Source organism: Acidovorax sp. ST3 (assembly GCF_003231145.1).
In the GTDB taxonomy this organism is placed as follows: Bacteria; Pseudomonadota; Gammaproteobacteria; order Burkholderiales; family Burkholderiaceae_C; genus Acidovorax.
The window spans coordinates 450,977-462,894 of the sequence record NZ_QKVP01000004.1; the positions used below are offsets into that span (position 1 = coordinate 450,977).

At 67.3% G+C, this 11,918-nt stretch carries 8 protein-coding genes; 7 read left to right on the forward strand and 1 reads right to left on the reverse strand.

Annotated elements, in window-relative coordinates; all coding sequences use genetic code 11:
• Positions 1 to 21: 21 nt before the first annotated feature.
• From DNK89_RS14765 to DNK89_RS14790, 6 genes are all read left to right on the forward strand, one after another.
• Entirely contained in the window at positions 22 to 1,536 is a 1,515-nt protein-coding gene (locus tag DNK89_RS14765) for a DUF4178 domain-containing protein (RefSeq protein ID WP_110960707.1), read from the forward strand.
• Between the two features lie 73 nt (positions 1,537 to 1,609).
• The gene (locus tag DNK89_RS14770; RefSeq protein ID WP_015016355.1) at positions 1,610 to 1,828 is read left to right on the forward strand and encodes a DUF350 domain-containing protein; all 219 of its coding nucleotides are present in this window, start codon (positions 1,610 to 1,612) and stop codon (positions 1,826 to 1,828) included.
• Between the two features lie 93 nt (positions 1,829 to 1,921).
• Entirely contained in the window at positions 1,922 to 3,496 is a 1,575-nt protein-coding gene (locus DNK89_RS14775; protein ID WP_370220924.1) for a polyamine aminopropyltransferase, read from the forward strand.
• Between the two features lie 120 nt (positions 3,497 to 3,616).
• The gene (locus DNK89_RS14780) at positions 3,617 to 7,369 is read left to right on the forward strand and encodes a PAS domain S-box protein (protein WP_110960709.1); all 3,753 of its coding nucleotides are present in this window, start codon (positions 3,617 to 3,619) and stop codon (positions 7,367 to 7,369) included.
• A complete protein-coding gene (locus DNK89_RS14785; RefSeq protein WP_110960710.1) occupies positions 7,366 to 8,358 on the forward strand; it encodes a two-component system response regulator in 993 nt (330 codons plus the stop codon). Before DNK89_RS14780 ends, DNK89_RS14785 begins: the two co-directional genes overlap by 4 nt.
• Positions 8,359 to 8,369: 11 nt before the next feature.
• A complete protein-coding gene (locus tag DNK89_RS14790) occupies positions 8,370 to 10,088 on the forward strand; it encodes an NAD(P)-binding protein (protein ID WP_203422286.1) in 1,719 nt (572 codons plus the stop codon).
• A gap of 28 nt (positions 10,089 to 10,116) precedes the next feature.
• Here the strand turns inward: DNK89_RS14790 and DNK89_RS14795 are convergent, their stop codons facing one another.
• Positions 10,117 to 10,368, reverse strand: a complete 252-nt coding sequence (locus tag DNK89_RS14795; RefSeq protein WP_110960711.1) for a hypothetical protein — start codon at positions 10,366 to 10,368, stop codon at positions 10,117 to 10,119.
• Between the two features lie 194 nt (positions 10,369 to 10,562).
• On the opposite strand from DNK89_RS14795, the gene DNK89_RS14800 reads away from it, so the two are divergent.
• Positions 10,563 to 11,918 (forward strand): esterase-like activity of phytase family protein, encoded by a 1,356-nt coding sequence (locus DNK89_RS14800; protein ID WP_203422288.1) that lies wholly within the window; start codon positions 10,563 to 10,565, stop codon positions 11,916 to 11,918.

Sequence of the window (11,918 nt, forward strand, 5' to 3'; positions counted from 1 at the left end):
GCGGGCAGAACACTCCACACGATGGCCACCGACCCCACCCAGCGCTATTACCGCGCGCCCTGCCCCGGCTGTGGCGCGCCGGTGGAGTTCAAGAGCGCGCAGTCCACCCATGCCGTCTGCGGCTACTGCCAGAGCACCGTGGTGCGCAGTGGCGACGTGCTCACGCGCCTGGGCAAGATGGCCGAGCTGTTCGAGGACCACAGCCCGCTGCAGCTCATGGCCAGCGGGCGCATTCAGCTCGATGGCAAGGACGTTCCCTTCACCCTCATCGGCCGCCTGCAGTACAAGGGCGACGCGGGCGTGTGGACCGAATGGGCGGCCTTTCTGAATGACGGCACGCTGGCCACGCTGGGCGAGGACAACGGTGCCTACGTCTTTACCCGGCCCATCGACCCCGGCCGCGAGATGCCTGCGCCCGAGCGCTTTCGCATCGGCACCACCACGGCCATCAACGGCAAGCCCTACAGCGTTGCCTACACCGGCCAGGCGCAGCTGATCTCGGCCCAGGGCGAGCTGCCCAAGCTGCCGCCGCTGGGCCAGCCCTTTGGCATGGTCGAGTTGCGCAGCGCCGACGGCGAAGTGGTCAGCATCGACTACGGCCACACCCCACCCAATGTAGAGCGCGGCAAGGCCGTGCTGCTCGAAGACCTGCAGCTGCAAGGTCTCAAAGACGAATCCGCCAAGGACGAAAAAGGCCGACAGTTCAACTGCCCGCACTGCGGTGCGCCCGTGCAGGTGCAGCTATCCACCTCCAAGAGCATCACCTGTGGGTCGTGCGCCAGCATCATCAGCCTGGACAGCGGCGTGGGCGGAGAGCTGCGCTCGGCCGAGCAGGACGAACCCGTGCAGCCCCTCATCCCGCTGGGCAGCAAGGGGCAGCTGCAGGGCGTGCACTGGCAGGTGGTGGGCTTCCAGCACCGCATGGGCGTGGAGCCCGGCGACGACGAGCACTTTGGCTGGAGCGAGTACCTGCTCTACAACCAGAAGCGCGGTTTTGCGTTCCTGGTCGATTCCGAAGAAGGCTGGAGCATGGTGCGCCCCACCACCGGTGCGCCGCAGATGGCGGCCACGGGCCGCTCCGCCACGTACATGGGCACCAAGTACGACCTCAAGTACACCTACGAGGCCGAGACCACCTATGTGCTGGGCGAGTTCTATTGGCAGGTCACGCGCGGGCAGAAAACCACCAACCGCGACTTTGCAAGCGCCAAGGGCCTGCTGTCGATGGAGCAGAGCCCGAATGAGATCACCTGGTCTGCGGGCGACAAGCTCTCCAGCGACACGGTGGCCAAGGCGTTCAAGCTGGACGACAAGAAAGATGTCCTGAAGCGCGACGACCCCGGTCCATTCGTGGCCAAATCCGGCCTGGGTTGCGGCACCATCATCATCATCGCGCTGGTGATCCTGATCCTGCTCATCCTGCTGAGCCGCTGCTCCAGCTGCGATCCCCGGGTCGAAAACTGTTCCTCGTCCTCCAGCTACCGCAGCTCGGGGGGCTCGTACGGCGGATATTCGTCCGGCGGCAGCCACAAGTAGTGCAGCGTCTGCGCTTGTCCACCGTCTACCCGCCACTGTCACTGACCACACGTTTCAAGGAGATCACACCATGATGGGATTCGAATGGCTCAAACCCGCGGCATTTCTCGGGTCCATCCTCTACGCCATCATTGGCGTCATCATCTTCTGGCTGGCCTTTGTCATCGTGGACAAGATCACGCCCTATGACCTGTGGCGCGAGATCGTTGAAAAGCAGAACCAGGCGCTGGGCCTGGTGGTGGCGGCGATGTGCCTGGGCATCAGCATCATCGTGGCGGCTGCCATCCATTGACGCATCGACGCATTAACGCATTGACGCGTTTTCGAGCCCCTACCGCCTGAATGAACGAAGCGGCGCACCCGGCAGGGTGCGCTGACCGCCGCCTTGTCGTCTCCCACCCCGCCTTCCACTGCGCCCGCGCCTGCGGTGCCGCCCCCATCCTCCGGCCCCCGCCCTATCGACATTGCGCTGCTCATCAGCGTCTTCGTCGTGGCGGCCTGCGGCCTGCTGTACGAGCTAGCCGCCGGTGCGCTGGCCTCCTATGTGCTGGGCGACTCGGTGCTGCAGTTCAGCACCATCATTGGCACCTACTTGTTTGCCATGGGCCTGGGATCGTGGTTGTCGCGCTATTTCGAGCGGCAGCTGCCCGCGCACTTCCTGCGCATCGAGCTGCTGGTGGCGCTGATCGGCGGGGCGTTGCCCGCCACGCTGTTCCTGGCCAATGCGTACGCGCCGGGCGCGTTCCGGTTTTTGCTGTACGGCATGGTGCTGGTGGTGGGCACGCTGGTGGGGCTGGAGATTCCGCTGGTCATGCGCATCCTCAAGCGCAATGTGGTGCTCAAGGACCTGGTCTCGCAGGTACTCACGTTCGACTACCTGGGCGCGCTGGCGGTGTCGCTGGCGTTTCCGCTGCTGCTGGTGCCGCACCTGGGCCTTATCCGTACCGGGCTGCTGTTCGGGCTGATGAACGCCGCCGTGGCGCTGTGGGCGGTGTGGCTGTTCCGGCATGAGCTGCGGCGCCTCCAAGCCCACTTGTTCGCCTGCCTGATGGTGGTGGGACTGCTGCTGGCCGGGCTGGCGGGGGCCGAGCAGATCACGAGTCTGGCCGAGGACAAGTTCTACCAGGACCGCATCATCTTCACCACGGCCACGCCCTACCAGCGCATCGTGGTCACGCAGGGCCGCTATGGCCACCGGCTGTACCTCAATGGCAACCTGCAGTTTTCCGAGTCCGACGAATACCGCTACCACGAGGCCCTGGTGCACCCCGCCATGGCCGCGCACGGCGCGCCCAAGCGGGTGGCGGTGTTGGGCGGCGGCGACGGCATGGCGGTGCGCGAGATCCTCAAGTACCCCTCGGTCGAGTCCGTCACCCTGGTCGAGCTGGACCCGGCCATGACGCGCATCTTCAGCGAGAACCCCACGCTGGCAAAGCTCAACGGCCACGCGCTGCAAAACCCCAAGGTGACCATCGTCAATACCGATGCCTTTGGGTGGCTGCAGCAGGGGACAGACCTTTTTGACGTGATCGTGGTGGACTTTCCCGACCCCACTAACTTCTCCATCGGCAAGCTCTACACCAACAGCTTTTATGCCTTGCTGGACAAGCGGCTGGCGGCCAGTGGCTACGCCGTGGTGCAGACCACCTCGCCGCTGGTGGCGCGCCAGAGCTTCTGGACGGTGGTGCAGACCATCGAATCCGTGGGCCTCTCGACAGCGCCGTACCACGCCCATGTGCCCAGCTTTGGCGAATGGGGCTACGTTATTGCCAGCCGCAGGCCCTGGCGCCTGCCCGATGCCTTGCCGCCGGGGCTGCGGTTTTTGAGCCCACCGTCGCTGCCGCTGCTGTTCGACTTTCCGCTCGATATGGCGCGGGTGCCGGCCGATGTGAACCGCCTGTCCAACCAGGCGCTGGTACACAGCTACGAGCGCGAATGGGGCAAGGTGGTGGCGCATTGAGCCGGCGATGGCTTGGGGGCCAACGGGCATTCGCCGAGCAATTTGCAGGGGTTCTGCCCGGTGGCACGGGCGTCACAATCGGCTACAAAGCTGTCAAGACCTGATCGCCGTGGGCTCCCGATGCCGGATTTCTTTTTCCTCTCTAACGCACAGCCCTATCCGCTGCTCTGGGCCCAGCATGATCCTTGGCTGGTGGCGCTGTCTGTAGCGATGGCGGTGCTGGCGTCTGTGCTAGCGCTACAAATGGCGGGCCTGGCCCGGCGTGCAGACACCCGTTTCATGCGCCAGATGGCGCGGGGGTCGGGGGCGATGGCGTTGGGTGGGGGCATCTGGTCGATGCACTTTATCGGCATGCTGGCGTTCACAGTGTGTGGGCGCGGGCGTTTTGATCCCTGGATGACAGCGCTGTCTATGCTTCCGAGCGTGGCTGCGTCGTGGGTTGCGCTGGGGCTGCTGATGCGCCGCGAAATCAGCCGTGCAGCCCTGGTCGTCGGCGGCGTGCTCGTCGGCGCTGGCATTGGCGCCATGCATTACATCGGCATGGAGGCGTCCCAGTGGGCTCCATTCATGCGCTTTGATCCTTGGGGCTTTGCGGCCTCCGTCTTGGTGGCCGTGCTGCTGGCCATTGTGGCCTTGTGGGTGCGATTTGGACTGGAGCGGGTGGTTCGCTGGCGGGCCCGCTGGCTGAACCTGGCAGCGGGCGTGGTCATGGGGCTGGCCATTGCGGGCATGCACTACACCGGGATGGCGGCGTTGCGCTTTATCGAGGTGCCAAACGAGTTGGAGCTGTTGGCTGCTGCAGAGGGCACTCCCATGGCCCTGGCGGTGGCTGCCGTGGCCCTGGTTATTGGTGTACTGGTCATCGCCATCAACGCTGGCCTGCGCTACCGGCAAATGTTCCTGCAGATGCGCCAGAGCGAGTCCCGCCTGCGCGCGATTGCCGACACGGCCGTGGATGGCATGGTGATGATTGATGCGCAGGGCCGGGTGCAGTCCTTCAATGCGGCGGCCGAACGCATCCTGGGGTGGCGCCCCGATGAGGTGGTGGGCCAGAACGTGTCCATGCTCATGCCCGAGCCTGATCGCTCTCGCCATGACACCTATCTGCAGCGCTACCTGCAGGGCCAGGGCGGTGGCGTGGTCGGCGCCAACAGCCGCGAGGTGCTGGCCTTGCGCCCCGACGGCAATACCGTGCCCATTCGCATTGCCGTTGGACGCGTACCGCTGGATGGCGAACCGGTGTTTGTGGGGTTCATCAGCGACCTGACCCAGCGCCGCGCGATGGAGCAGGAGCTCAAGGCGAGCGAGCAGCGTTTGCGCTCGCTGATAGGGAACATTCCTGGTGTGACTTTTCGCTGTCGCTATGACGCCGACTGGACCATGCTCTTCATCAGTGATGCCGTGACAGCGCTGACGGGGTGGCTGCCGCAAGACTTCCTGCAAGGGCGTGTCAACTTCACACAGTTAACGCTGCCTGAAGAGGTGGACCGTCTTTGGAACGAGGTGTCGGCAGCCATTGAGGAGCACAGGCCTTATCACGTGGAGTTTGGCCTGCGTGACCGCGAGGGCCGCTTGCGCTGGGTGTCCGAAAGCGGGCGCCCCGTCGTGGGGGACGATGGTCAAGTGCAATGGATTGACGGGGTCATCATGGACATGACCGCCTTCAAGGAGCGCAACGCAGAGTTCGAAAGCACCGTGCGCGCCATCAACCGCGCGCTGGCGGTAGTGGAGTTCGACATGCAGGGCCGTGTGCTCCACGCCAATGACAACTTCCTCAGTCTGATGGGCTATGGCCTCCAGGAGATCGTGGGCCAGCACCACCGCATGTTCTGCGAGCCCGCCTACGCGCAGACCGAGGCGTATGCGCAGTTCTGGCGACAGCTGCGATCTGGCCAGCTGGATGGCGGTGAGTACCAGCGACTCGGCAAGGACGGGCGGCGCATCTGGATCCAGGCCACCTACAACCCCATTTTTGACGCGCAGGGCCAGCCCTTCAAGGTCGTCAAGTTTGCGACCGACCTCACCCAGCGCCGCACCATGGAGCAAGAGCTGCGCACTGCCAAGGAGCGTGCCGAGCAGGCCGCTGCCGCGCGCAGCACCTTCCTGGCCAACATGAGCCACGAGATCCGCACGCCGATGAACGCCATCATCGGCTTCACCGAGGCCCTGCTCGACACCCCCATGGACGCGCAGCAGCGCCGTCACCTGGGCACGGTGCAGCATGCAGCGCGGTCCATGCTGCGCCTGCTCAACGACATCCTGGACACCGCCAAACTGGAAAAAGGCGCGGTGGAACTGGAGATTGCCGACTTCTCGCTGCAGGAGGTGTGCGACCAGATCCTCGCCTCGCTGCGCATCCATGCGGGCAAGAAGGGGCTCGCGCTGCAGTGCATGACGGACGACCGGGTGCCGCCCTACCTGCGGGGCGATGCGCTGCGCCTGCAACAGGTGCTGCTCAACCTGCTGGGCAACGCGCTCAAGTTCACCGAGCGCGGCCATGTGCTGCTGCGGCTGGACTACCACGACGGCACGCTGGTGATGGAGGTGGAAGACACCGGTATCGGCATCGCGGCGCAGCACCTGGAGCGCATCTTCGACCCCTTTGCACAGGCCGATGCGTCCACCACGCGGCAGTTCGGCGGCACGGGCCTGGGCACCACCATCTCGCGCCAGCTGGTCGAGCTGATGGGCGGCAGCATCAGCGTGCGCAGCACCTTGGGGGTGGGCACCACGTTCACCGTGTGTGTGCCTTTGCCGGTAGGCCAGGCCACGGCGGCCGTGGCCACCGTGAGCCAGGCCGTGCAGCTGCCGCCGCTGCGCATGCTGGTGGTGGACGATGTGCCAGCCAACATCGAGCTGTTGCAGATCCACCTGGACCGGGGGCGCCACCAGGTCACCGTGGCACGGGACGGCGAAAGTGCAGTCGCCGCCTACGAGGCCGGGCGCTTTGACGTGGTGCTGATGGACCTGCAGATGCCCGGCATGGACGGCCTGGAGGCCACGCGCCGCATCCGTGCGTTCGAGCAGGCGCAACGGCGTGAGCCGGTGCCGGTGATCGCCCTGTCCGCCAGCGTGCTGGAGCAGGACCGGCGCAATGCCCGCGCTGCCGGTATGGACGGCTTTGCCAGCAAGCCGCTGGAGCCCGCCCGCCTGTTCCGCGAGATCGCCCGCGTGCTGCATCTGCAGCCCGACACCGCCACATCGGGGTGGAGCAGCCTGCAGACCTTGACGCGCGCCACCGACATGCCACCGGTCCCCCACGCCACCATCGCCGCGGTGGACTGGGAGCGTGGCACCCGCCTCTGGGGCCAGCGTGCGCTGCTGCGCGATGCCGTGGCGCGCCTGCTGACCGACCATGCCGCCACCCCAGCCACCTTGCAGGCCATGGTGGCGCAGCCCGACATGGATGCGGCCCGCGCGCTGGCCCACCGCCTGCGCGGCGCGGCGGGCAATCTGGCCCTGGGCCCGCTGCAAACGCTGGCGCAGCGCATCGAGGAGGCGGCCCACAGCCTGGACCGGACGGCACTGCCGCCGCTCGTGGCCGCCCTGCCCGTCGCGTTGCAGGCCGTACAGCAGGCTCTGGCCCACGAGGTGGCGGCCGCCGCAGCACCCGCCCCCGGCGTGGGCCAGCACGCACCGCTGACCGCCGACCAGCGCCAGCAGGCCTTGGACGCCGCTCACGCGCTGCAGCAGGCCCTGGCGCAGTCCGAGCTGGCCCAGCCGCCGCTGGACGTGCTGGTGCAGCTATTGCCTGCGGCCGCCACAGAGCGCCTGCAGGAGGCCATCGACACCTTTGACTTTGACCAGGCCGTGGTGCAGTTGCAGCAGCTGCGCACACACTGGCTGGACGAACCCCTGGAGAACCCCGCATGACCCCGGCCCCTGACCAGCGGCCCCGCCTGTTGCTGGTGGACGATGAGCCCACCAACCTGCAGGTGCTGCGCCACATCCTGCAGGCCGACTACCGCCTGCTGTTTGCCACCGATGGCGAACGCGCGCTGCAGGTGGCGCGCGAGCAGCGGCCCGACCTGGTGCTGCTCGACATCATGATGCCCAACCTGGATGGCTACGCCGTGTGCCGCGCGCTCAAGGCCGATGCCGCCACGGCCTCGATCCCCGTGATCTTCATCACCGCCCTCACCGACAGCCAGGACGAAACCGCCGGGTTTGACGCAGGCGCGGTGGACTACATCACCAAGCCTGTCAGCCCGCCCGTGGTGCGCGCGCGGGTGCGCACCCACCTGTCGCTGGTGCGCATGGACGAACTGCGCGAAACCCGCCTGCAGATCGTGCAGCGCCTGGGCCGCGCGGCCGAATACAAGGACAACGAAACCGGCATGCATGTGATCCGCATGAGCCACTTTGCCCAGCTGCTGGCGCTGGCCGCAGGCCACAGCCCGGCCTGGGCCGAAGACCTGCTCAACGCCGCGCCCATGCACGACGTGGGCAAGATCGGCATCCCCGACGCCGTGCTGCGCAAGCCGGGCCCGCTGGACGCCGCTGAGTGGGACACCATGCGCCGCCACCCCGAGATCGGCGCCGAGATCATTGGCGAGCACCCGTCCGGCGTGCTCCAGCTGGCCCGCGAGATTGCGCTGGCCCACCACGAAAAGTGGGACGGCAGCGGCTACCCGCGCGGCCTGGCGGGCGAGGCCATCCCGGTGTCGGCGCGCATCGTGGCCGTGGCCGATGTGTTCGATGCGCTCACCACCCGCCGCCCCTACAAGGAGCCCTGGCCCGTGCATGACGCGCTGGACCACATCACAGCGCAGGCAGGCAAACACTTCGACCCCGCCCTGGTGGCGCTGTTTGCCCCGCTGGTGCCGCAGCTGCTCGAGATCCGCGCACGCTGGTCGGATTGATGCGTGACCGCATGACCCCCTGGACCCTGCAGCGCCGCCAGTTCGTGGCGGGCGCCGCCGCCTTCGCCACGGCCGCGCTGGGTGGGTGCGACCGTGCCGTGCCGCCACTGGAAGGCGGCTTCACCGGCATCGATATGGCGCGCGGCCACCAGCTGCGCGAGTGGCTGGCGCGCGGCACCTGGCCCGAGCCCGCCGTGGTGCGGCGCGCGCAGGTCATCATTGCCGGTGGGGGCGTGGCGGGGCTGGCGGCCGCGCGCGCGCTGCGCCTGGCGGGCGTGCAGGACTTTGCGCTGCTGGAGCTGGAGGACACCGCGGGCGGTAACAGCCGGGGCACCGCTGTCAACGGCCTGGCCTGCCCGCAGGGCGCGCACTACCTGCCCGTGCCTGGCGACGACGCGCGCGAGGTGCAAGACCTGCTGGAAGAACTGGGCCTGCGCCAGCGCGTGGCCGGGCGCTGGCAGTACGACGAACGCCACCTGTGCCACAGCCCGCAGGAGCGCCTGTACTTCGAGGGCGAGTGGCAGGAGGGCCTGCTGCCCGTGCAGGGTGTGGGCGAGGCCACATTGGCGCAGTACCGCCGCTTTGCGCAGGCGGTGGAGCGTGAGTCGAAGGCCGCGCGGTTTGCCATGCCCGCACTCAAGCTGTGGACCGCCAAACGCTCGCTGGCGCCCAGCCAGCAGGCGCTGGACGCGATGACGTTTGCCGCCTGGCTGGCGCAGGAAGGGCTGGACGATGCCCACCTGCGCTGGTACCTGGACTACTGCTGCCGCGATGACTACGGCGCCGGCGCCGACCGCGTCTCGGCCTGGGCGGGCATCCACTACTTTGCCAGCCGCCATGGCTTTCATGCGCCCGGCGAGGCCGTGGACGAAGCCCGCGAAAGCGTGCTCACCTGGCCCGAGGGCAATGGCTGGATCACCCGGCGCCTGGCCGAGCCGCTGGCCAACACGTCCCACGGCGGCGGCCAGCTGCGCACCGGCACCAGCGTGCTGCGCATTACCGAAGGCCGCCACGGCGTGGAGGTGGATGCGTTCAACCACTCCACCGACAGCGTGGAGCGCTGGCAGGCGCCACGCTGCATCGTGGCGCTGCCCGTCTTCGTGGCGGCGCGCGTGGTGCAGAACCCGCCCGCCTTCCTCACCGGGGCGGCCCAGCGTCTGTCGTGGGCGCCCTGGCTGGTGGCCAACATCCACATCCAAAGTCCGCTCACCGACCGCCCCGGCGCCGCGCCGGCCTGGGACAACGTCCTGTATGCCGACCCTACGGCGGGGGGCCTGGGCTATGTGAACGCCGGCCACCAGCGCCTGGACACCCGCGCCACGCTGGCCGGCCCCACCGTGCTTACCTACTACCAGGCGCTGGGCGACCGGGCGGACGGCCGCCAGCAGCTGGCCACCCAGCCCTGGCAGCACTGGGCTGACGCCGCCCTGGCCGCCCTGGCGGTGCCGCACCCTGACCTGCGCCAGCGCGCCACGCGCGTGGACATCACCCGCTACGGGCACGCAATGTCCATCCCCACACCGGGTTTGCAGCAGTTTTTGAGCCAAATCGGCCTGGAGCCGAGGTCTTTCATGCCCAAGGTGCTATCAAATGGTGAGCGCTCCGCCTGGCTGCCCACACCCGCCACCGCACGGCTGGCGTTTGCGCATGCCGACTGGTCGGGGTATTCGGTGTTTGAAGAGGCTTTCACGCGCGGGCACGGCGCGGGCTTGGTGGCCGCCGCTGTTTGAGGCCCGCGACGATTGGTCCAGAGGGCCACTAACCGCGCTGTCTGTCCCACCACATCCCCAGGCACAGCGCGACGCCCACGGCATACAGCAGCCAGGTGGCCGAGACCACGTAGGGATAAAACATCAACGCCACTCCCCACCAGCGCGTGCGCGGCTGCTGCGCACGCTTGCCGTGCCAGTACGCCGCCATGCCGATCAGGCCAAACAGGATGGCCCCCACGATGTAGGCCGGGCTGGGCAGCTCCAGGCCGAGGGATTGCAGTGCAGAGAGGGTTTCCATGGCGGGGTGCGCAGGCTGTGCGGGTGGGGTGAGGTGGGTGTGACTCCTGCCAGCGGAAAAAGGTCCCTGGCCAGGTCCCTGGTGTGTGCCCGATCCGGCGTTGCCTGGTGGGGGCGTTGGAGAACGGCCTTTCATGGCGGTGTCACAGGGCGGCGGCATCGTCCACGGTTTTGGCTCTCTTCCCCTTGACCACCATGTCCCGACTGTCCCAAATTGCCGCCTGCGCAGCGCTGCTGTGCGCTGCCGCTACCCCCGCCATCGCCCAGCAGGCCTACCCCGCCACCCTGGCCGGCCACGCCGTGATGCCCGCCCTCACCGTGGTTGCCGCGCCCAAGGACGCGCCGCAAGACCTGCAGGTGGCCGGCAAGTTCACCACCCCCCGCCGTGTGGACGCCGTGGGCAGCGTGATGGGCCAGTCGGGCGGCCGCGACACGGGTGTGTCGTTGCCGTTCCAGGGCCAGCCCCTCCAGGGCCACTCGGGCATCAAGCGCATGGCCGACGGCTCGTTCTGGATCCTGACCGACAACGGCGCGGGCTCCAAGGCCAACTCGCCCGACTTCATGCTGCACCTGAGCCACTACACCGTGGACTTCCAAAGCGGCCAGTTCAACCGCCTCAAGACTGTCTTCCTGCACGACCCCGACAAGAAGATCCCCTTCCGCATCACCCACGAAGGCACCGACAAGCGCTACCTGACCGGCGCTGACTTTGACCCCGAGAGCTTCCAGTTCGCCGGTGGCGCACTGTGGATCGGCGAAGAGTTTGGCCCCTTCCTCATCAAGGCCGACCTGAACGGCAAGGTGCTGGCCGTGTTCGAGACGCAGGTGGATGGCAAGGTCGTGCGCTCGCCCGATGCGCCTGGCGTGCTCATGCCCGGTGCGCCCGATGCCAAGCCCACGCCGTTTGAAGTCAAGCGCTCCAAGGGCTACGAAGGCATGGCCTCCAGCAAGGACGGCAGCAAGCTCTATGCGCTGCTCGAAGGCGCGCTGTGGAACGACGGCGCCAAGGCGTACGAAAACGTGGGCGGCAAGCAGTACCTGCGCGTGCTCGAATTTGACGTGAAGACCGAGCAATGGACCGGCCGCCGCTGGAAGTACGTGCTGGAGGCCAACCACCACGCCATTGGCGACTTCAACATGATCGACAACACGACCGGTTTGATCATCGAGCGCGACAACGGCGAAGGCACGGCCGACAAAGCCTGCCCCGAAGGCCAGAAGCGCACGGATTGCTTCCACGACCTGGCCAAGTTCAAGCGCGTCTACAAGGTGGAGATGAGCGACGCCAACGTGGGCGGCGAGATCCGCAAGGTGGGCTACATCGACCTCATGAACATCCAGGACCCGAAGCGCCTGGCCAGGAAGCCGTTGAACAACGGCGTGCTCACCTTCCCGTTCTTCACCATCGAGAACGTGGACATCGTGGACAGCTCGCACATCGTGGTGGGCAACGACAACAACCTGCCCTTCAGCAGCAGCCGTGACCCGAACAAGGCGGATGACAACGAGCTGGTGTTGCTGGAAGTGGGCGAGCTGCTGCGCGCCAAGTAA

What these genes read in the sequence shown, in the direction of transcription:
- DNK89_RS14790 (WP_203422286.1), top strand. Translation starts at nt 8,370, where the DNA reads ATGACCCCCTGGACCCTGCAGCGCCGCCAGTTCGTGGCGGGCGCCGCC.
- DNK89_RS14765 (WP_110960707.1), top strand. Translation starts at nt 22, where the DNA reads ATGGCCACCGACCCCACCCAGCGCTATTACCGCGCGCCCTGCCCCGGC.
- DNK89_RS14785 (WP_110960710.1), top strand. Translation starts at nt 7,366, where the DNA reads ATGACCCCGGCCCCTGACCAGCGGCCCCGCCTGTTGCTGGTGGACGAT.
- DNK89_RS14780 (WP_110960709.1), top strand. Translation starts at nt 3,617, where the DNA reads ATGCCGGATTTCTTTTTCCTCTCTAACGCACAGCCCTATCCGCTGCTC.
- DNK89_RS14795 (WP_110960711.1), bottom strand. Translation starts at nt 10,368, where the DNA reads ATGGAAACCCTCTCTGCACTGCAATCCCTCGGCCTGGAGCTGCCCAGC.
- DNK89_RS14770 (WP_015016355.1), top strand. Translation starts at nt 1,610, where the DNA reads ATGGGATTCGAATGGCTCAAACCCGCGGCATTTCTCGGGTCCATCCTC.
- DNK89_RS14800 (WP_203422288.1), top strand. Translation starts at nt 10,563, where the DNA reads ATGTCCCGACTGTCCCAAATTGCCGCCTGCGCAGCGCTGCTGTGCGCT.